Genomic DNA, 19,170 nt, shown 5'->3' with positions numbered 1-19,170 from the left:
TCAGGTCTCCGTGTTCTTGATCCAGTTGCTGATGCGCTCGGCCAGCATGACTACGGTGGGATTGGTGGCGACCGAGGGAATGTCCGGGAAACAGGAAGCGTCCGCGACCCGCAGGCCGGCGATGCCGCGCACGCGCCCCTGATAGTCCGTTACCGCGCCGGGATCGCCGTCGCCGCCCATGGGGGCGGTCGAGGTCGGGTGGTGATAGATGTCCAGCGCCGCAGGGAGGGCGGCTTCCAGCGCGGCGGCGTCCGCAGCGGCCGGGCCGGGTATGAGTTCCTGGGCGATGATCTCGGACAGCGGACCCTGGCTCGCGATCCGCCGGATCAGTTGGATGCCTTCGACCATCAGTTCTCGATCGCGCGCGGTCCCGAGGATGTTGAGGTCGATGAGCGGCGCGGTACGGGGATCGCGGTCCCGCAGCCTGAGGGTGCCAGTGGAGCTGGGACGGGTCAGCGCCAGGGCCAGCATGAAGATCGCGCCGGTGGGCGAGTCGGCGGGATCGCCGTAGTGCACGGCGCTGACGTGCAGGTCGCCGTCGCCCGGGCCGGCTTCGGATGACTGGGTCCACAGAATGGCGCCGACCGGCGGGATGGGAAGCCCCAGCCGTTCGGGATGCGCGGCCCAAACGGTGTAGTAGAAGGGATGCTCCTGCAGCCGCAGGCCGACCGGCAGATCGGCGATAACGGGGATGTCCAGGGCCTTGAGGTCCGCCGCCGGCCCGATGCCGGAGCGAAGCAGGATGGCTGCCGATCCATACGTTCCGGCCGCGAGCACGACTTCGCCGGCTTCGATCCGCTCGCCATCGGCCAGGATCACGCCTTGCGCCCGGCCATCGCTGATATCGACGCGGTCAGCCAGCGTTTCGCTGTAGATCGTCAGGTTGGGCCGGGCGCGCACCAGGTCCGACAGGTAGGTCATGCCCGTGTTCAGCCGTTGGCCCATGCGGTTGTTCATCGGGTAGGGGCCGACGCCGAAAGGCGAGTCGCCATTGAAATCCTGAACGCGGGGGTGACCCGCCATCTGGGCCGACACCACGAACGCGTGCTGCATGTCGGAGATCTCGTCGTCGTGCAGCTGGTGCACCGGTTCCGGGCCGGAGCGGCCGTGGCATTGGTCCGCGCCCGAGGCGGTCCATTCGCTGCCGCGGAAGAACGGCAGCGCGTCGGCGATGGACCAATGCGGCAGTCCTCCCCGGGTCCAGCGCTCGAAGTCGGCTGCGGGCGCCCGCATCCAGACGCCGGCATTCACGGCCGAGGAGCCGCCCAGCACCTTGCCCCGCGGAACCGGGAAGGATTTTCCGCCCCAGCCTGGCAGGGATGCATATCCCCAGTCGTGCTTGGCATCGCCGCCGATGATGTTCTGGGCGCGGACGGCGTCGGGGTAAGCGTGGGGCGGATAGGCGCGGCCGGCTTCGATCAGCAGCACTCGGCGGGTCGGATCTTCGCTCAGGCGGCTGGCCAGCACGGCTCCGGCCGAGCCGCCTCCCACCACGATGATGTCGAAGGCAGCATGCTCGAAGTCTGAATTTTCTGACTCCAAAGGGTGGCGTAGTCCTGTATTCATTGTGGTCTCCCATAAGAATTCCGAGCTTGTGTCAGGATCGGAGGTTCAAGCGCATCGACGGCTGATCGGATCAGCTGGAGCCAGCGTTCAGCTCGCCATCCATTTGGGTGCATCATTCATCGGTACCGCCGCCGGCAGAAGACGGGTGGCGGTCTTTAGAGTCGCGAACATATGTCCGGAACCTTTTCGATCGAATCGTTCAGTGGAATGGTGGCCTTCGCGGCCACGGTGGAGTCCGGCAGTTTTGCCGCGGCCGGGCGCAAGCTGGGTTTGTCCGCTTCAGCGGCGGGCAAGGCGGTGGAAAGGCTGGAGCTAAAGCTGGGCGTGCGGTTGTTGCATCGCAGTACCCGCTCTTTGGGGCCGACGGGCGAAGGCGAGGTTCTGTACCGCTATGTCAGCAAGATCCTGAAGGATCTCCAGGAGGCGGAGCGGGAATTGCAGCTGGTGCAGAACGCGCCGCGGGGCCGGCTCAAGGTCAGCGTTCCCACGGTGATGGGCCGCAGGATCGTGTTGCCGGCGCTCAGCGACTTCCACGCGCGCTTTCCCGAGGTGATGGTGGACATCAACCTGGACGACCTGATCGTCGACGTGATCGAGGACGGATACGACCTCGTATTGCGCTTGGGCGAGCTGGAGGATTCAAGACTGCAGGCCCGCAACATCGGCCCGCATGCGTTCACGACTTGCGCTTCGCCCGCTTATCTGGCCCAGCGCGGCACGCCGCGCACGCCCGGGGATCTCAGTGAGCATTGCTGCATCCACTATCGGTTTCCAACTACGGGCAGGACGGAAACCTGGGCCTTCAAGGGAGAACCGCCGGGCAGGACGTTCAAGCCCTCCAGCATATTGAATGATGGCGAGGCCCTGGCGTCCGCGGCGATCGGCGGGTTGGGGATCGTGCAGGTGCCCAGTTACCTGGTAAAGGAAGACGTGGCGGCGGGCCGGCTGCGGCCGGTGCTCGAGGACTACACGGAAAACCGGGGCAGCGTTTCGCTGCTATGGCCGCCCCGTTCGGCAGAGGTTGCCCGGGTGCGCGCATTCATCGATTTCTTCGCCGAGCGGATCGCGGCGCGGCTGTAGCTGCGTCGGGAGCGGGGCGTCCAAAGAATGGATGTGGGCGCAGGAAACTAGAGGCTTTGCGGTGGGCGGAAATGCAAAAAAGGATGCCCAAGGGCATCCTTTTTCATTTGCCGTATTCGTGACGCCCTGAAAACAGGGCGGCAGAATGGCTTAGGCCAGCGCCTTGATGGCGGCAGCCAGGCGGCTCTTGTGGCGAGCGGCCTTGTTCTTGTGGATGATGTTCTTGTCAGCCACGCGATCGATCACGCTGGAGGCCTTCTGGAACACTTCGCCAGCCGCAGCCTTGTCGCCAGCGGCGATGGATTGGCGAACGCGCTTGATGGCGGTGCGCAGCATCGAGCGCAGGCTGGAATTGTGCTTGTTGCGCTCAACGGATTGGCGAGCGCGCTTGCGGGCTTGGGCGGTATTGGCCATGTTGCTATATAAGTTGAATTCGGCAAAGTCGAACATTGTAGCAAGTCCCTACGGGAATGCAAGCTTTTAATGTTTGATCAGCCGATGGAGCGCCCGTCAACCGGGCGGGGGCGCTGCGGGAGGAATTCCCTGGGCTGGAAAGCCCTTGCGGATGGTCCTCATGTGTTTGAGGAAAACCCGTGGCGCCTACTGGATAAAAACACCGTGCTTAGTATACAACGAAGCCGCTCTGGCGACACGGCGCGGACGCCGGCGTTGTCAGGTGGCGACGCTGATGGAGACGAACCAGGGCGTGAAGCGGCGGACGTGGATGGGCATGATTTCGCGCAGCGTATCGAGCGCGGCATCGGTGTCATCCAGCGGGAAGTGGCCGGATACCGGCAGGCCGCCTGCGGCCATGGACACGCGCAGCGTGCCGCTGCGGTAGGGACGCAGGGCGGCGATCACTTCGGCCAGCGGGCGGCCGCGGGCTTCGACCCAACCGGCTTCCCAGGCGGCCTCGGCCATGAGTTCGGCGCGCGGGGTATCCATGCGGGCCGCGTCGAACCGGGCGCCGGTGCCGGCGCGGACGGTGCCGTGGGCGCCGGACATGGTTTCGACCTCGACCTCGACCTCGTGCTCATGCACCACCACCAGGGTGCGCTGGGCTTGCTGGCGCACCATGTAGCGGGTGCCCAGTGCGCGGACCGTGCCTTCCGCGGTCTGGACCAGGAAAGGGCGGCGCGCGTCGGGCGCCACGGACACCGTCACGGCGCCGTCCAGCAGGCGGACCTGGCGGTAGGCAGGCGTGAAGTCCAGGTTGACGCGGCTGCGGGCGTCCAGCAGCAGCTGGCTGCCGTCGGACAGCACGTAGCGGCGGCGTTCGCCCGTGGCGGTGGCGGCATCCGCCGCCACGTTGCCCAGGGGATAGAAGGCATTGCCGACGTAGGCGGCGCAGGCTCCGGTGCCGGCGAGCGCCAGCGCGCCGGCCAAGAAACGGCGGCGAGGGGGCGCAATGGCTGGGCCGAGAGGGGCCGCGAGAGGCGGGATGGCGGGGCCAGCGGTGGCGTAACCGGCGGGATAGGCGTCGCCAAGCCGGCCGAACGTCGATCCTTCCAGCGAGCCGGTCAGCTGCTGCCAGGCATTTTCGTGGGCTGGGTCGGCAGCGCGCCACGCCAGGAAGTCGTTATAGTCCTGGGCGGTCGCCTTGCCGGAGCGCAATAACAGCAGCCAATTGATTACCTGGTCCGCCATGGGTTGTCCTTGGGCGTACTTCACTTCATGTCCCCGCAGTGCTTCAAGGGGGATCCTTTCGATGGCAATTTGTAAATAATAAAGGTTTTTTACCAAAGATTACCGGCTGATTGTCAATTCTTGACGAATCTAATGCAAAAAAGCCGGTACTAGACCGGCTTTTGACGTGTATATAGGCAGATTGTCCGAACTTAGCGCGCCGGACGTCGGCCAAAGTCCCTAGGGCGGAAGCCAAACAGTAACAACATTCCGAAGTAGACCGCGCCGCTGGCTGCCAGCACGCCGGCCAGCCAGGCCACCCGCTGCCAGGAATGGGCCTGCAGGGCGATCCAGTCGATGCGCCCGTCCGCATACCAGAGCAAGGCCGCCAGCGCCGCCAGGGCGGGCAGGAGGCGCAGCGCGAACGCGGTCCAGCCGGGACCGGGCTGGTAGACGCCGCGGCGGCGCAGTCCGATCAGCAGGGCCAGCGCGTTCAGGCAGGCGCCCAGGCCGATCGCCAGGGCCAGTCCGGCATGCGCCATCAGCGGCACCAGCACCAGGTTCATCAGTTGCGTCATGATCAGCACGCCGATGGCGATTTTCACCGGCGTGCGGATGTCCTGCTTGGCGTAGAAGCCGGGCGCCAGGATCTTCACGGCCAGCAGACCGATCAGCCCGGCGGAGTAGGAAATCACCGCCAGGCGGGTCTGGCTCACGTCCTGGGCGGCGAAGGCGCCGTAGTGGAACAGGGTAGCGACCAGGCCATCGGACAGCAGCGCCATGCCCACCGCCGCCGGCAGGCCCAGCAGCAGCACCAGGCGCAGGCCCCAGTCCAGCAGCCCGCTGTAACCGCCGTGGTCGTCGCGGGCATGGGCGGCGGACAGGCTGGGCAGCAGCACCGTGCCCAGCGCCACGCCCAGCAGCGCCGTGGGGAATTCCATCAGGCGGTCGGCGAAGGACAGCCAGGTGACGCTGCCCGGCGTGAGCCAGGTGGCGATGTTGGTGTTGATCAAGAGCGAGATCTGCGCGACCGAGACCCCCAGGGTGGCGGGCGCCATCTGCTTGAGGATGCGCTGCACCGTGGGGTCGCCCCAGGCCTCGCGGAACCGCAGGGTGAAGCGCGGCGTCAGGCCGAGCCGGGCCAGGGCGATCCATTGCACGGCCAGTTGCGCCACGCCGCCGATCATGACGCCGATGGCCAGCGCATAGACCGGCACGTCCATGCGCGGGGCAAGCCAGATGCAGGCGGCGATCATGGCCAGGTTGAGCAGCACCGGCGTGAAGGCCGGCACGGCAAAGCGCCGCCAGGTATTGAGCACGCCCGAGGCGAAGGCGATCAGCGACATGCAGAAGATGTAGGGGAACATCACCCGCGTCATCCAGACCGCCGCGCCGAATTCGGTGTCGCGGGCGGCGCCGCGCAGGCCGCTGGCCATGGCCGATACCACCCAGGGCGCGGCGACGATGCCGATGAGCGTGATGAGCATGAGCGCCGCGGTCAGCAGCAGCGCCACGCGGTCCAGCAGGGTGCGGACTTCGGCTTCGGACCGGTTGTTGCGCGCGGCGCCCAGGATGGGCACGAAGGCCTGGGCGAAGGCCCCTTCGGCGAACAGGCGGCGCAGCAGGTTGGGAATGCGGAAAGCGACCCAGAAGGCGTCGGTGATGGGGCCGGCGCCGAAAGCGCGGGCCACCAGGATGTCGCGGATCAGGCCGGAAATGCGGGACAGCAGGGTGAAGCTGCTGACCGTGGCCGCCGAACGAAACAGGCTCATGGATGACTACGTAAAAAGGGGGCCTATAGGCCCCATGACCAACATTGCCCCTTGAGTGGGACAACGCTTCGCCCAACGCTTTTTCTCTACGCCGGAGCGTCTTTTCCCCTTGTGGGGCAGAGAGCCCGCGTAGCGGGCGAAGCGTGGGGGCATTATTTCGGCGGCATGCGGATGGCGCCATCCAGGCGGATGGTTTCGCCGTTGAGCATGTCGTTCGTGACGATGCTGTGGACCAGCTTGGCATAGTCTTCCGGACGGCCCAGGCGGGCGGGGAAGGGAATGCTGGCGGCCAGCGAGTCCTGCACTTCCTGCGGCATGCCGAAGATCATGGGCGTGCCGAAGATGCCCGGGGCGATGGTCATGCAGCGGATGCCGGTCTTGGACAGGTCGCGCGCGATGGGCAGGGTCATGCCGGCCACGCCCGCCTTGGAGGCGGCGTAGGCGGCCTGGCCGATCTGGCCGTCGAAGGCCGCGACGGAGGCGGTGTTGATCAGCACGCCGCGTTCGCCGGTGGGTTCGGGCGCGTTGGCGCTCATGGCCTCGGCGGCCAGGCGCATCATGTTGAAGCTGCCGATCAGGTTGATCGACACGACCTTCTGGAACAGTTCCAGCGGATGCGCGCCGTTCTTGCCCACGATCTTGGCGGCGGGCGCGACGCCGGCGCAGTTCACCAGGCCGAACAGCGAGCCCAGTTCGAGCGCAGCGGCCACGGCGTTCTTGCCGTCGGCTTCCTGGGTCACGTCGCAGTGGACATAGCGCTGGCCCAGTTCCTTGGCCAGGGCCGAGCCCGGTTCGTCCTGCACGTCGGCGATGACGACCTTGGCGCCATTTTCGACCAGCATGCGCACCGTGCCGGCGCCCAGTCCGGACGCGCCGCCCGTGACGATGAATACCTTGTTCGCGATTTCCATGTGTCTACCACCAGTGAGTTCTAGGGATGAAAGCGGCGCGGCAGGCGCCGGATATGACGAGGCCTTCGGGGCCGGCCGGACGCGATGCGTTCCGGTGCCGGCGCCGAAGGCCTGTGAGCCATCGAGGCGCCGATCAGCCTTGGACGGCTGCGAACAGGCGTGCCTTGATTTCCTCGACCGCGCCGACACCGGAGATCTTGCGGTACTTCGGCGCGTCGGCGGGATTCTGCTGCGCCCAGGACGAGTAGTAGTCGACCAGGGGGCGGGTCTGGTCGCGGTACACGGCCAGACGGTTGCGCACGGTTTCCTCGCGGTCGTCGTCGCGCTGGATCAGTTCTTCGCCGGTGACGTCGTCACGGCCTTCGACCTTGGGCGGGTTGAAGCGCACGTGGTAGCTGCGGCCGCTGGGCTGGTGCACGCGGCGGCCGCTCATGCGTTCGATGATGTCTTCTTCGGGGACTTCGATTTCCACCACGTAATCCAGCTTGACGCCGGCGCTCTTGAGCGCGTCCGCCTGCGGGATGGTGCGGGGGAAGCCGTCGAACAGGTAGCCGTTGGCGCAGTCGGGCTGCTTCAGACGGTCCTGCACCAGGCCGATGATGATCTCGTCGGAAACCAGACCGCCGGCATCCATGACCTTTTTGGCTTCAATGCCCAACGGCGTGCCCGCTTTGACCGCGGCGCGCAGCATGTCGCCGGTGGAAATCTGGGGGATGCCGAAGTGTTGGGTGAGAAACGCGGCCTGGGTGCCTTTGCCGGCGCCGGGAGGTCCGAGCAAGATGAGACGCATGAGTGCTCCTGAAGGGGTGTATTTTTTGTGATCCGGGGAATTATGCCGCAATGCAGCAGCCGATGCGGAGCCGCGCCATAGGAAATAACCCTTATATCTGCTTGCTGTAGACCTGTCGGACGCGTTCCAGATCCGCCGGGGTATCTACGCCGGCGGCAGGAGGGTGGGACGCCCGATGGACGACGATGACGTGGCCGTGTTCCATGGCGCGCAGCTGTTCCAGGGATTCGAAACGTTCCAGCGCGCCCTGCGGCAGGGCCGGATAGCGGCGCAGGAACGACACCCGGTACGCGTACAGGCCGATGTGGTGCCAGGCCGGCAGGCCTTCCGCCAGCACGCGTTCGCCGGAGGCGAGCGCATCGCGGGCCCAGGGGATCGGGGCGCGTGAAAAGTACAGCGCGCGGTCGTTCACGGCGCAGACCAGCTTCACCACGTTGGGGTTGAACAGCGCTTCGGCGTTGGCCAGGGGACAGGCGCAGGTCGCGATGTCTGCCTCGGGGCTGGCTTGCAGCTTGGCCGCCACGGCATCGATGAGTTCGGGTTCGATAAGGGGTTCGTCGCCCTGCACATTGACCACGATGGCGTCGTCGGGCAGGCCCAGCTGCTCCACGGCTTCGGCCAGGCGGTCGGTGCCGGTCGGGTGGTCGGCGCGGGTCATCAGCGCCTGCAGCCCGTGCGCCTGCGCCGCCTGTTGCACGCGGACGTCGTCGGTGGCCACATAGACGCGGGAGGCGCCGGACAGCGCCGCGCGTTCGGCGGTGCGCACGACCATGGGCTTGCCGGCGATGTCGGCCAGCGGCTTGTCGGGCAACCGGGTCGAGGCGGTGCGCGCCGGGATCAGGGCGATGAAGCTCATGCGCGGCGGTTCAGTGGGCAGCGGGGGCGTCGTCCAGCGCGCGGGCTTCCGATTCCAGCATGACGGGGATGCCGTCGCGCACAGGGAAGGCCAGGCGGTCGGCACGGCAAACCAGTTCGGCTTGCTGCCGGTCGTGTTCGAGGCGGCCCTTGCACAGCGGGCAGACGAGGATGTCGAGTAGGCGGGATTCCATGACCGGAATTCTAAAGCAGTTTGCCGGGGGCCGGGCCGCGCGGCGCTACCAGGCGGACGGTTTGCTAGGCCCGGGCCGGCTGGCGCAGCGCCTGCGCCAGCCAGTCGAATAGCTGGGGGTCGGAAAAGCCGGCGCGCACGGGCACTTCCCACAGGCGCGGATCGTCCAGGGCGGCGCATTTGATCGCGTCCTTGGACGTGACCAGGATGGCCTCGGCCGTGAGCGCCTGGAAGGGCGACTCGGCGTAATCGTGATGATCGGGCAGGGCGAGCGCGGTTTCCAGCTGGATGCCGGCGCCGCGCAGCGTGGTGAAAAAGCGTTCCGGATTGCCGATGCCCGCCGCCGCAGCGATGCGCGGCTGGCCGGCGAAGGCCGCCAGGGGGCGCGTGCCGCGGCCCGAGACCTGGCGCGTATCGCCCGGCTCCAGCCACATGCGGACTTGCCGCGGCCGGCCGCTGCCAGCGGCTTGCGGCTGGCCGTCGGGCGTGCCGATGTTCGTCACGACCACGTCGACCTCCCGCAACCGTTCGGCAGGTTCGCGCAAGGGGCCCGCGGGCAGCAGGCGGCCATTGCCCACGCCGCGCTCGTCCTGCACCACGATTTCGACATCGCGTGCCAGCGCCAGATGCTGCAGGCCGTCGTCCGAGACGATCACATCCACTTTGGGGTGCGCCTGCAGCAGGGCCTGGGCGGCCAGGGCGCGCTTCGGGTGCACGGAAACCGGCGCCCCGGTGGCGCGGGCGATCAGCGCGGGCTCATCGCCAAAGCGGGCGGCTTCGAGCTCGCCCAGCCCCACGCGGGCGTGCGGGCCGACCTTGACGCCGTAGCCGCGGCTGACGACCCCGGGGGTGTAGCCGCGGGCCCGCAACGCTTCGACGGTGGCGATGACCATGGGGGTCTTGCCCGTGCCGCCGACGTAGACATTGCCGATCACCACGACGGGAACCGGGGCGCGGTACGAGCTGCGGGTACCGTCCAGGTAGCGCTGGCGCTTGCGCGCCACTTCCCAGGCGGTCAGCCTGGACAGCGGCAGCAGCAGATTGGAGAGCCAGCCGCCGCGCTGCCATTGGCGCGCCAGCAGCGTCGAGGCACGCTTGGCGGTCACCGGGTGGTCTGCGCGGCGAAGTTGACGCGGCCGATGCCAGCCAGCCGGGCGGCTTCCATGACGTTGATCACGGACTGGTGGGTGGCCTGGGCGTCGGCGTTGATGACGACCAGCGGTTCGGTCTTGCCGGCCGCGGCCTGGCGCAGGACCTCGGCGATCTCGGGGGGCGTGGAGACGTCGATGAGCGTGCCGTTGAGCGCGTAGCGCCCGTCCTGGCTGACGGCGACTTCCAGCGCCGGAGGCGTGTCCTGTTCCATCGAGGCCTGGGGCAGCGTCACCTTCAGCTGGGTGAAGCGCGCGAAGGAAGTGGTTGCCGCCAGGAAGATCAGGATGACCAGCAGCACGTCGATGAGCGGAATCAGGTTGATGTCCAGCTCATCGCGCTCGCCGCGGGGGCCGCGGAAATTCATGAACGGCCCTCGCGCGTGGCGGAGCCGGGGGCGACCGCGCGCACCAGGCGCGACGCGGTCTGCTCCATGGCGCTGAGGTAGCCGTCCACGCGGCCGCGCAGATAGCGGTGCGCGATCATGGCGGGAATGGCGATGAGGATGCCGAAGCCGGTGTTGTACAGCGCCATCGAGATGCCGCGCGCCAGTTGCGCGGGATCGCCGCCGCCGGGGGTGTAGGAGCCGAAGATCTCGATCATGCCGACCACGGTGCCGAACAGACCCATCAGGGGCGCGACCACGGCGATGGTGCCGATGGCGGAGATGTAGCGGCTGAGGTCGTGGGCCACGGCGCGGCCGGTGTCCTCGACCACGTTGCGCAGTTCCTCGCGCGGCAGATGACGGTGACGCATCACTTCGGCCAGGATCCGGCCCAGCGGCGAGTTGCGCTCGAGGCGGTTGATCGCGTCGGGCGTGTCCTGGCGGTTGCGCAGCATTTCAGCCACTTGGTCGCTCAGGCCGCGCGGCATGACCAAGCCGCGGCGCAGGGAGAGGAAGCGCTCGAAGATCAGCGCCAGGCCCAGGACGGATGTCGCCAGCAGGGGCCAGATCGGCCAGCCGGCCTCGCGCAGTATGGAAAGCAAAGCGTTCAACTCCCGGGGGGAACCGGTACGCAAGGCGGCGCGGACCGGCATCTGATCAAGCCGAAACTGTAACGGTGCGGCGGGGGTGTGGCAAGTCGGTACGACCCCCAATCTATCCACAGATCTTGTGGATAATTCTGTGCAAAACTTCCCGGAATTGCTTGTGGGCACAGGGCTTGCACTTGTTTGCTTCAATTTCGAGCAGCTTGGATTTCAATAAATTCTTATAAAAAACAATGACTTGGTTCTAATTTGCTGGCTTTCGGGCCGGTTGGGGGAAATCTGCTGGGACGCGGTATGATTGCGGCCCGCTACGCGGCTCCTGTGGACAGGTATGCATCGGAAAGCCCCATGACAATTGAATCTACAGTCACAAACAACGTATTCGCGCGGGATATCCTGACGGTTGCCCAGCTGAATCAAGCTGTGGGGCAGTTGTTGGAGCGCAGCATCCCGGCGCTGTGGGTGCGCGGAGAGATTTCCAACTTCACGGCGGCGGCTTCCGGGCATTGGTACTTCACGCTCAAGGACAGCCGGGCCTCGGTGCGGGCTGTCATGTTCAGAAGCCGCGCCAGTGCGGTGGGTTTCACGCCGCGCGCCGGCGACCAGGTCGAAATCCGGGCCCGCGTGTCCCTTTACGAGCCCCGCGGCGACTATCAGCTGCAGGCTGACGCCATGCGGCGGGCCGGACTAGGCAATCTGTACGAGGCGTTTTTGCGCCTGAAGGAGCAACTGGCTTCCGAAGGCCTGTTCGATCCGGCCGCCAAGCGCGAACCCGTGCGCCTGCCGCGGGCGATCGGCGTGGTGACGTCCCTGCATGCCGCGGCGCTGCGGGACGTGCTGTCGGCGCTCGCGCGGCGCGCGCCCCAGGTGCCCGTGTTCATCTACCCGGCGCCGGTCCAGGGGGCCGACGCCGCCGGGCGGCTGGCCGCCCAGGTGCGCATGGCCAACCAGCGCGCCGAGGTCGATACGCTGCTGCTGGTGCGTGGCGGCGGCAGCATCGAGGATCTTTGGAGTTTCAACGACGAAGCCTTGGCCCGCGAAGTCGCGGCCAGCGCCATTCCCGTCATCAGCGGGGTGGGGCACGAAACGGATTTCACCATCGTCGATTTCGTTGCCGACGTGCGTGCGCCCACACCGACCGCGGCCGCCGAACTGGCCTGCGTGCCGCGCTCGGAACTGCTGGGCCGGGTCATGCAGGCGGCAGAGGCCATGACGCGCGGCCAGCAGCGCCGCCTGGAACGCGCGGCGCAGCGGCTGGACCGCGCCGCCGCGCAATTGGTGTCACCGGCCCAGCGCCTGGAGCATCAGCGCGAGCGCCTGAACAGCCTGCGCTTCCGTTTGGCGACCGCCTGGTCCGGGCCCCAGGAGCGGCGCGCGGCGCGCGTCAACCTGCTGACGCAGCGCCTGGCGCATCGCGTGCCCGATACCGGCCGCGCCGCCGACCGCCTGGCGGGCGCGGCGCGCCAGCTTGGCCAGGCGCATGCGCGGTTGCTGGTGCAGCGGCGCAACCGGCTGGCGTCTGCCACGGCGCAATTGCGCGCGCTGGATCCGGGCAACACGCTGGCCCGCGGCTACGCCATCGCGCGCGACGAACAAGGCCGCATCGTGCGGGACGGGGCCGCGCTGACGGCGGGGCAGGCGCTGGACCTGAGCTTCGCGCAAGGCGGCGCCGAAGTCGCGGTCACGCGCGGCCGCGAGACGCGCGAGGCTTCCTGAAAGAGGGCGGTCGCGCGCCCTTGAGGCCGCTGCCATGAGCACATGCTTCAGGTAATGAGCAGATGCGTCCCTTAACCCCGCGCGGGCGGGGGGTTAACGCGGTATCCTCAGTAGTTGCCGATACAATTGAACGGCTTGATCGTGCACTCAACAGAAGGAACCTCACATGGCACATACTCTTCCCCCCCTGCCTTACGAACTGGACGCACTGGCTCCGCACATCTCCAAGGAAACGCTGGAGTTCCACTACGGCAAGCATCACCAGACCTACGTCACGAACCTGAACAACCTGATCCCGGGTACGGAATTCGAAACGCTGTCGCTGGAAGACATCGTCAAGAAGTCCTCGGGTGGCATTTTCAACAACGCCGCCCAGATCTGGAACCACACGTTCTACTGGAACAGCCTGGCTCCCAAGGCCGGTGGCGCTCCGACCGGCAAGCTGGCTGACGCCATCAACGCCAAGTGGGGCAGCTTCGACGCTTTCAAGGAAGCCTTCAACAAGTCGGCCGCCGGCAACTTCGGTTCGGGCTGGACCTGGCTGGTCAAGAAGGCCGACGGCTCGGTCGACATCGTCAATACCAGCAACGCCGCCACCCCGCTGACCACGGCCGACAAGCCGCTGCTCACCTGTGATGTGTGGGAACACGCCTACTACATCGACTACCGCAACGCCCGTCCCAAGTACCTGGAAAACTTCTGGGCGCTGGTGAACTGGGAATTCGCGGCCAAGAACTTCGCCTGATAGGCAAAGCCAGGCCCGCCGCGGCGTCAGCGTCGCGGCTCCTGCTGAGCAACCCCTCGCGCAAGCGTGGGGTTTTCTTTTTTTGTTCAGGAAAAATTCAGCCTGCGAAATCCCTGTCGATTGTCGAATTCATTGCGGGGAAATAACGAACAAACCGGCTTTTCTTCCGGGTAATCCCTAGGTTTGCCAACCACTATCGTTGGCCCCGGTCGGCGACTGAACCACGGGGTCCACGGCCGCGGCATGCCCGCGATAAACCGTGGTACTTACAGGGAAGGGAAGCATGTTGCGGTTATTTTCGGGTTTGCGCATCGGCGCGCGCCTGTCGGGCGCGTTTTTGCTGGTGGCGGTGATAGGCGGTGCGATAGGAGGCTTTGGGGTCTGGGGCCTGGCGCGCATCAATGAAATGAATGACCGGCTTTACGACACCGAGCTGCGCGGCATCTCGGACATCAAGGAAGCCAACATCAATCTGATCTACGCTGGCCGCGCCCGCACGGGCTACCTGGCCGCGTCCACGGACCAGGAACGCCAGTCGCTGCGCAAGCAGTTCGACGATGCCGTTGCAACCATGGACGACCTGCGCGAAAAGGCCGCCGCCAACTTCTATTCGGAAGAGGGCAAGCGCCTGCTGGCACAGTTCACCGAGACCGAGCAGGTCTGGAAGCGCGAATCCGCCGCTTTCTTCGCCGCCGCCCAGGCCCGGCCGCTGACCCAGGCCGACCCGCAAGTGGCCGCGATCGAGGCGCGCGTGATCGCCTCGTCGCAAAAGCTGGATGATCTGATGACGACCCTGGCGAAGGCCAAGGAAAACGTCGCGGCGCAAAGCGTGCAGGCGGGCACGGACCTGTATGAAACGCTGCGCGCCGTCATGATCGTCCTCGCCGTGGCCGGCGTCGCGATCGGCATGCTGCTGGGCTGGCTGGTGACGCGCGGCATCGTGCGTCCGCTGGAACAGGCCGTGATGGCCGCGCGCCAGGTCGCGGCCGGCGATCTGACGACCGACATCCAGGTTGCCACGCGCGACGAAACCGGCGACCTGATGGGCGCGCTCAAGACCATGAACGCGAGCCTCGCGCGCATCGTCAAGGACGTGCGCGATGGCTGTGAGAGCATCGCCTCGGCGTCTTCGCAGATCGCCCAGGGCAACGCCGATCTGTCGCAACGCACCGAGGAACAGGCCTCGTCGCTGGAGGAGACCGCGGCCTCGATGGAGCAACTGACGAGCACCGTCCAGCAGAACGCCAACAACGCCAGCGAAGCTGACCGCCTGGTCAACCAGGCTTCCAGCGTGGCCGTGCGCGGCGGCGAAGTGGTGGAGGGCGTGGTCCAGACCATGAGCGCGATTTCCGACAGCTCGCGCCGCATCGCCGACATCACGGGCGTGATCGACGGCATCGCCTTCCAGACCAACATCCTGGCGCTCAACGCCGCCGTGGAAGCGGCGCGCGCGGGCGAGCAGGGCCGCGGCTTCGCGGTGGTCGCGGGCGAGGTGCGCACGCTGGCGCAGCGCTCGGCGGTGGCCGCGAAGGAGATCAAGGCCTTGATCGATGAGTCGGTCACGCGCGTCGAGGGCGGCACGCGCCAGGTCGACGAAGCTGGCCGCACCATGCGCGAAGTGGTGGACAGCGTGCGCCAGGTCGCCACGCTGGTGCGCGAAATCGCCAGCGCTTCGGAAGAGCAATCCGCCGGCATCGGCCAGGTCAACCAGGCCGTGGCGCAGATGGACACCGTGACCCAGCAGAACGCGGCATTGGTGGAAGAGGCGGCCGCCGCGGCGGCCAGCATGCAGGAACAGGCCACCCGCCTGGCCCAGGAAGTGCGCCGCTTCAAGGTCGAAGCAGGCGGCGGATCGGCGCGCGAAGCCCAGGTCCGTCTGGTGCAGGCGGTGCCCGCCGCGCCGCGCAAGACGGCCGCACCCGCGGCGCGTCCCGCGCTGGCGCAGGCCTCGGACGACGACTGGTCGACCTTCTGATCCCGCGCTGTGGGCTGCCGGTCAGGTGGGAGTGGTAAGGTTAGCCACTTTCAACCGCGCCGGCTTCGCCCATGAACCTGCCCGACCCCCTACGCCGGCTGCTGGCCGGCCCGCGCCGATGGGCGCATCGCAAGGTGCGCCAGATCAACCGCCTGTCGCGCAAGAGCGTGCAGATGGGGCTGCTGCTGGGGGGCGCCGGCCTGGTGGCGCTGATGTCGCTGGGCTTCGCCTATCTGGCCGACAAGGCGCTGGAATGGAACCGCGAGTGGGTCGCCTACAACGGCTGGCTGGCCTTGTTGGTCCTGCCGCTGAGCCTGGCGGCCTTGCGCTGGCTGACCCTGCGCTTTGCGCCCAATGCGTCCGGCAGCGGCATTCCCCAGGTCATCGGCGCCTTGTCGCTGCCGCCGGGCGCCAGCCAGAACAGCCTGGTGGCGCTGGGGCAGACCCTCTGGAAAATTCCTCTCGCGTTCGGCGGCATGCTGGCCGGCGCCTCGATCGGCCGCGAAGGGCCGTCGGTCCAGGTTGGCGCCGCGCTGATGCTGGCCTGGGGCGACTTCTGGAAACGGCGCGGCGTGCAGCTGCGCGGCTTTCACGCCAATGAACTGATCGCCGCCGGTGCCGCGGGCGGCCTGGCCGCCGCTTTCAACGCGCCGCTGGCCGGCGTCATTTTCGCCATCGAGGAACTCGGGCGCGGCACCGTGCTGCGCTGGCAACGGCTGGTGCTGATCGGCGTGCTGGCCTCGGGCTTCCTGGTCGTGGCCGTGGTGGGCAACAACCCGTACTTCGGTGTGTTCGGCGGCGCGCCGCTGACCCATGGCATGGTGATGTGGGTGGCCATCTGCGCGGCGCTCAATGGCGCGCTGGGCGGCATATTCGCGCGCCTGCTGGGCAAGGGGGCGGCCGGCAGCGCGCCCCAGTCCTGGCGCGCCTGGATCCGCGCCCATCCGATCTGGACGGCCTTCATCATGGGCCTGATCCTGGCCGTGATCGGGCTGGCTACTGCCGGCAGCGTCTATGGCACGGGGTATGGCGTGGCCGCGGATCTGTTGTCGGGCAAGGACACCGCGCCCGCCAGCTTCGGCCTGGCCAAGCTGGCCGCGACGGTCGCCTCCTATTGGGCGGGCATACCGGGCGGCATCTTCACGCCAGCCCTGACCACCGGGGCGGGCATCGGCCATCACATCTGGCAATTGGCGGGAGAGGGCGTGGATCACCGCGTGCTGGTGCTGATTTCGATGGCCGCCTTCCTGGCCGCCGCGACCCAGGCGCCACTGACCGCCAGCGTGGTGGTCATGGAAATGACGGGCAGCCAGCCCATGCTGTTCTGGCTGCTGGTTGGCTCCCTGCTGGCCTCGGGCGTGTCGCGCCAGTTCTGCCCGCAACCGTTCTATCACATGGCCGCCGGGCGTTTCCGCAGGCAGGCCATCGTCGACGCCGGGCGCGCCGCCAGGCCGCCTGCGGCGTGAGTCCGCAGGCCGGGTCCGCGCCTTGCCGCGGTGCACGCGGCGCGCACCGGCGTGGTGAACAGCCGTTGGACACTGTCCGTGCAGCGGACATCCCGCGTGCGCACCAACTTGGCGCGAAAGCGCTGCGTTAAGATCAGCCGATCCGGATTTTTTCTCACTGACTTCGAGCTTCCCATGACCGTGCATGCTTTCATTTGTGATGCGATCCGCACCCCCTTCGGCCGCTACGGCGGCGCGCTGGCTTCCGTGCGCCCCGATGATCTCGCTGCCGTAGCCATCAAGGCGCTGGTGGCGCGCAATCCCGGCGTGCGCTGGGAAGAACTGGACGACGCCATCATGGGTTGCGCCAACCAGGCGGGCGAAGACAACCGCAACGTGGCCCGCATGGCCACGCTGTTGGCCGGCCTGCCGATCGAAGTCCCCGGCGCCACCGTCAACCGCCTGTGCGGTTCGGGCCTGGACGCCATCGGCGGCGCCGCCCGCGCCATCCGCGCCGGCGAAGCCGGCCTGATGCTGGCCGGCGGCGTGGAAAGCATGAGCCGCGCGCCCTTCGTCATGGGCAAGGCCGACAGCGCGTTTTCGCGCAACGCCGCCATCTATGACACCACCATCGGCTGGCGCTTCATCAACAAGCTGATGAAGGCGCAATACGGCGTGGACTCGATGCCCGAAACGGCCGAGAACGTCGCCGACGATTTCAAGATCAACCGCGAAGACCAGGATCTGTTCGCGCTGGCCAGCCAGCAGAAGACCGCGCGCGCACAGAAGGAAGGCTTCTTCGACGCCGAGATCGTGCCGGTGTCGATTGCCCAGAAAAAGGGCGACCCGATCATCGTCAGCAAGGACGAGCACCCGCGTGAAACCACGCTGGAAGCGCTGGCCAAGCTAAAGGGCGTGGTCCGCGAAGGCGGCACCGTCACCGCCGGCAACGCCTCGGGCGTCAACGACGGCGCCGCAGCGCTGCTGCTGGCCGACGAAAAGGGCGCCGCCCGCCATGGCCTGACCCCGCGCGCCCGCGTGGTCGGCATGGCCACGGCCGGCGTCGCGCCGCGCATCATGGGCATCGGCCCGGCGCCCGCCACGCTGAAGGTGCTGGCCCAGACCGGCCTCACGCTTGCGCAAATGGACGTCATCGAACTGAACGAGGCGTTTGCCGCCCAGGGCCTGGCCGTGCTGCGCCAGCTGGGCATCGCCGACAACGACCCGCGCGTGAACCCCAACGGCGGCGCGATCGCCCTGGGCCACCCGCTGGGCGCCAGCGGCGCACGCCTGGCCACCACCGCAATCAATCAGCTGCACCGCACCGGCGGCCGCTACGCGCTGTGCACCATGTGCATCGGCGTGGGCCAGGGCATCGCGCTGATCATCGAACGCGTGTAATCGCCTGGCGCGCAGCGGCTACGCTGCGCGCTGGAACGAAAAGGGAGCCTGCAAGGCTCCCTTTTCATGTCTGCCGGCAGGCTTGCCTCAGGGCAGGCCGTCCAGTTTCTTGCCGGCCTGGATGCCGTGCCGTTCGAACCAGCCCTGAGCCATCTCCAATGCGTAGCGCACGGGCTTCTTGGCGCAGTGCGGGTCTTCGGTCTGTGGCGCCATGTCCTCAATGTTGACGATCGTGCCATCGTCGGCGATAAAGGCAATCGAGAGCGGCAGGATGGTGTTGCGCATCCAGAAGCACTGCACGTCGGGCTGTTCGAAGACGAACAGCATGCCGTCGTTGCCGGGCAGCTCCTTGCGGAACATCAGGCCGTCGCGGCGGGTCGCTTCCGTGTTCGCGACTTCTGCGCGGATAATATGGATGCCGGCCGAAAGCTGGGTGGTGGGCAGCGGGGCTTGCGGGCCTGTCTGCTGCGCGCCGGCCGCTGCGGGCAACGCCATTGCGATGGCTGCCAGGGCGGGAGCCAGGGCTTTCGGCAGGAGGTTTCTGAAGAACGCTGTCTTGAACAACGTGAGGCTGACAGGATTTAAAACGGCGTTCTTGGGCATGACCTGGCGCAATGAATGAAAAATAACAAGGCGGGGCCCGAAAGCCCCGCCTGAATAATGGCGCAACCTTACCGTTGCGCTTTAAGGGTAACTCAGGCAGCCGTGATATTAAGCGCCTGTTTGCCTTTGGGCCCCTGAATAATCTCGAATGCCACTTTCTGGCCTTCTTTCAGGGTTTTAAAACCATTCATCTGGATGGACGAAAAATGGGCGAACAGATCTTCACCGCCGTCGTCGGGCGTAATGAAGCCGAACCCCTTTGCATCGTTGAACCATTTGACGGTGCCCGTCGATTTGGGATTGTCCCCTTGGACGGCGGTTGCGGTCGTATCAGACATGCGGACTGCCTCATT

19 protein-coding genes are annotated in these 19,170 nt (G+C 67.0%); 6 read left to right on the top strand and 13 right to left on the bottom strand.

Going from position 1 to position 19,170, the window contains the following annotated elements:
- On the bottom strand, positions 1-1,566 hold the full coding sequence (locus NGK62_RS29605; RefSeq protein ID WP_251881672.1) for a GMC family oxidoreductase: 1,566 nt from the start codon (positions 1,564-1,566) through the stop codon (positions 1-3).
- Between the two features lie 207 nt (positions 1,567-1,773).
- Between NGK62_RS29605 and NGK62_RS29600 the strand changes: the two genes are divergently transcribed.
- The gene (locus NGK62_RS29600) at positions 1,774-2,646 is read left to right on the top strand and encodes a LysR family transcriptional regulator (RefSeq protein WP_251881670.1); all 873 of its coding nucleotides are present in this window, start codon (positions 1,774-1,776) and stop codon (positions 2,644-2,646) included.
- 150 nt (positions 2,647-2,796) lie between these two features.
- Here the strand turns inward: NGK62_RS29600 and rpsT are convergent, their stop codons facing one another.
- From rpsT to NGK62_RS29550, 10 genes are all read right to left on the bottom strand, one after another.
- Positions 2,797-3,060, bottom strand: coding sequence for a 30S ribosomal protein S20 (gene rpsT, locus NGK62_RS29595; protein WP_006396042.1), 264 nt, complete (start codon positions 3,058-3,060; stop codon positions 2,797-2,799).
- Between the two features lie 258 nt (positions 3,061-3,318).
- Complete coding sequence (locus NGK62_RS29590; RefSeq protein WP_251881668.1) at positions 3,319-4,293, bottom strand: FecR domain-containing protein; 975 nt, start codon at positions 4,291-4,293, stop codon at positions 3,319-3,321.
- A 191-nt stretch (positions 4,294-4,484) separates the two neighbouring features.
- Positions 4,485-6,044, bottom strand: a complete 1,560-nt coding sequence (gene murJ / locus NGK62_RS29585) for a murein biosynthesis integral membrane protein MurJ (RefSeq protein WP_059379889.1) — start codon at positions 6,042-6,044, stop codon at positions 4,485-4,487.
- 152 nt (positions 6,045-6,196) lie between these two features.
- A complete protein-coding gene (locus tag NGK62_RS29580; protein WP_059379888.1) occupies positions 6,197-6,955 on the bottom strand; it encodes a 3-hydroxyacyl-CoA dehydrogenase in 759 nt (252 codons plus the stop codon).
- Between the two features lie 133 nt (positions 6,956-7,088).
- Positions 7,089-7,745, bottom strand: coding sequence for an adenylate kinase (adk, locus tag NGK62_RS29575; RefSeq protein ID WP_059379887.1), 657 nt, complete (start codon positions 7,743-7,745; stop codon positions 7,089-7,091).
- 91 nt (positions 7,746-7,836) lie between these two features.
- The gene (kdsB, locus tag NGK62_RS29570) at positions 7,837-8,601 is read right to left on the bottom strand and encodes a 3-deoxy-manno-octulosonate cytidylyltransferase (RefSeq protein ID WP_059379886.1); all 765 of its coding nucleotides are present in this window, start codon (positions 8,599-8,601) and stop codon (positions 7,837-7,839) included.
- Positions 8,602-8,611: 10 nt separating this feature from the next.
- A complete protein-coding gene (locus tag NGK62_RS29565) occupies positions 8,612-8,794 on the bottom strand; it encodes a Trm112 family protein (protein WP_059379885.1) in 183 nt (60 codons plus the stop codon).
- A 64-nt stretch (positions 8,795-8,858) separates the two neighbouring features.
- Entirely contained in the window at positions 8,859-9,899 is a 1,041-nt protein-coding gene (lpxK, locus tag NGK62_RS29560) for a tetraacyldisaccharide 4'-kinase (RefSeq protein ID WP_118932826.1), read from the bottom strand.
- On the bottom strand, positions 9,896-10,309 hold the full coding sequence (locus NGK62_RS29555) for an ExbD/TolR family protein (protein ID WP_059379883.1): 414 nt from the start codon (positions 10,307-10,309) through the stop codon (positions 9,896-9,898). The genes lpxK and NGK62_RS29555 overlap by 4 nt, the downstream gene beginning before the upstream one ends.
- Positions 10,306-10,929, bottom strand: a complete 624-nt coding sequence (locus NGK62_RS29550) for a MotA/TolQ/ExbB proton channel family protein (protein WP_059379882.1) — start codon at positions 10,927-10,929, stop codon at positions 10,306-10,308. Before NGK62_RS29550 ends, NGK62_RS29555 begins: the two co-directional genes overlap by 4 nt.
- A 351-nt stretch (positions 10,930-11,280) precedes the next feature.
- On the opposite strand from NGK62_RS29550, the gene xseA reads away from it, so the two are divergent.
- From xseA to pcaF, 5 genes are all read left to right on the top strand, one after another.
- Positions 11,281-12,648: an exodeoxyribonuclease VII large subunit gene (xseA, locus tag NGK62_RS29545; RefSeq protein WP_251881666.1), complete on the top strand. Its 1,368-nt coding sequence runs from the start codon at positions 11,281-11,283 to the stop codon at positions 12,646-12,648.
- A gap of 166 nt (positions 12,649-12,814) precedes the next feature.
- Entirely contained in the window at positions 12,815-13,393 is a 579-nt protein-coding gene (gene sodB, locus NGK62_RS29540) for a superoxide dismutase [Fe] (protein WP_013394768.1), read from the top strand.
- 283 nt (positions 13,394-13,676) lie between these two features.
- Complete coding sequence (locus NGK62_RS29535) at positions 13,677-15,368, top strand: methyl-accepting chemotaxis protein (RefSeq protein WP_059379880.1); 1,692 nt, start codon at positions 13,677-13,679, stop codon at positions 15,366-15,368.
- Positions 15,369-15,439: 71 nt separating this feature from the next.
- Positions 15,440-16,834 carry a chloride channel protein gene (locus tag NGK62_RS29530; protein WP_059379879.1) on the top strand — a complete coding sequence of 465 codons (1,395 nt, stop codon included), beginning with the start codon at positions 15,440-15,442 and terminating at the stop codon, positions 16,832-16,834.
- Positions 16,835-17,008: 174 nt separating this feature from the next.
- On the top strand, positions 17,009-18,214 hold the full coding sequence (gene pcaF, locus NGK62_RS29525; protein ID WP_059379878.1) for a 3-oxoadipyl-CoA thiolase: 1,206 nt from the start codon (positions 17,009-17,011) through the stop codon (positions 18,212-18,214).
- Between the two features lie 87 nt (positions 18,215-18,301).
- Here pcaF and NGK62_RS29520 read toward each other — a convergent pair whose 3' ends face one another.
- On the bottom strand, positions 18,302-18,817 hold the full coding sequence (locus tag NGK62_RS29520; protein WP_059379877.1) for a DUF192 domain-containing protein: 516 nt from the start codon (positions 18,815-18,817) through the stop codon (positions 18,302-18,304).
- Positions 18,818-18,909: 92 nt separating this feature from the next.
- Positions 18,910-19,155 (bottom strand): cold-shock protein, encoded by a 246-nt coding sequence (locus NGK62_RS29515; RefSeq protein ID WP_006220277.1) that lies wholly within the window; start codon positions 19,153-19,155, stop codon positions 18,910-18,912.
- Positions 19,156-19,170: the final 15 nt, after the last annotated feature.

This window comes from Achromobacter sp. Marseille-Q4954, assembly GCF_943737025.1.
Lineage (GTDB): Bacteria > Pseudomonadota > Gammaproteobacteria > Burkholderiales > Burkholderiaceae_B > Achromobacter > Achromobacter bronchisepticus_A.
Note: the sequence above shows the minus strand (reverse complement) of the source record. Positions and strands in the feature narration are given on the sequence as shown.

What these genes read in the sequence shown, in the direction of transcription:
- NGK62_RS29605 (WP_251881672.1), bottom strand. Translation starts at nt 1,566, where the DNA reads ATGAATACAGGACTACGCCACCCTTTGGAGTCAGAAAATTCAGACTTC.
- NGK62_RS29600 (WP_251881670.1), top strand. Translation starts at nt 1,774, where the DNA reads ATGGTGGCCTTCGCGGCCACGGTGGAGTCCGGCAGTTTTGCCGCGGCC.
- rpsT (WP_006396042.1), bottom strand. Translation starts at nt 3,060, where the DNA reads ATGGCCAATACCGCCCAAGCCCGCAAGCGCGCTCGCCAATCCGTTGAG.
- NGK62_RS29590 (WP_251881668.1), bottom strand. Translation starts at nt 4,293, where the DNA reads ATGGCGGACCAGGTAATCAATTGGCTGCTGTTATTGCGCTCCGGCAAG.
- murJ (WP_059379889.1), bottom strand. Translation starts at nt 6,044, where the DNA reads ATGAGCCTGTTTCGTTCGGCGGCCACGGTCAGCAGCTTCACCCTGCTG.
- NGK62_RS29580 (WP_059379888.1), bottom strand. Translation starts at nt 6,955, where the DNA reads ATGGAAATCGCGAACAAGGTATTCATCGTCACGGGCGGCGCGTCCGGA.
- adk (WP_059379887.1), bottom strand. Translation starts at nt 7,745, where the DNA reads ATGCGTCTCATCTTGCTCGGACCTCCCGGCGCCGGCAAAGGCACCCAG.
- kdsB (WP_059379886.1), bottom strand. Translation starts at nt 8,601, where the DNA reads ATGAGCTTCATCGCCCTGATCCCGGCGCGCACCGCCTCGACCCGGTTG.
- NGK62_RS29565 (WP_059379885.1), bottom strand. Translation starts at nt 8,794, where the DNA reads ATGGAATCCCGCCTACTCGACATCCTCGTCTGCCCGCTGTGCAAGGGC.
- NGK62_RS29555 (WP_059379883.1), bottom strand. Translation starts at nt 10,309, where the DNA reads ATGAATTTCCGCGGCCCCCGCGGCGAGCGCGATGAGCTGGACATCAAC.
- xseA (WP_251881666.1), top strand. Translation starts at nt 11,281, where the DNA reads ATGACAATTGAATCTACAGTCACAAACAACGTATTCGCGCGGGATATC.
- sodB (WP_013394768.1), top strand. Translation starts at nt 12,815, where the DNA reads ATGGCACATACTCTTCCCCCCCTGCCTTACGAACTGGACGCACTGGCT.
- NGK62_RS29535 (WP_059379880.1), top strand. Translation starts at nt 13,677, where the DNA reads ATGTTGCGGTTATTTTCGGGTTTGCGCATCGGCGCGCGCCTGTCGGGC.
- NGK62_RS29530 (WP_059379879.1), top strand. Translation starts at nt 15,440, where the DNA reads ATGAACCTGCCCGACCCCCTACGCCGGCTGCTGGCCGGCCCGCGCCGA.
- pcaF (WP_059379878.1), top strand. Translation starts at nt 17,009, where the DNA reads ATGACCGTGCATGCTTTCATTTGTGATGCGATCCGCACCCCCTTCGGC.
- NGK62_RS29520 (WP_059379877.1), bottom strand. Translation starts at nt 18,817, where the DNA reads ATGCCCAAGAACGCCGTTTTAAATCCTGTCAGCCTCACGTTGTTCAAG.
- NGK62_RS29515 (WP_006220277.1), bottom strand. Translation starts at nt 19,155, where the DNA reads ATGTCTGATACGACCGCAACCGCCGTCCAAGGGGACAATCCCAAATCG.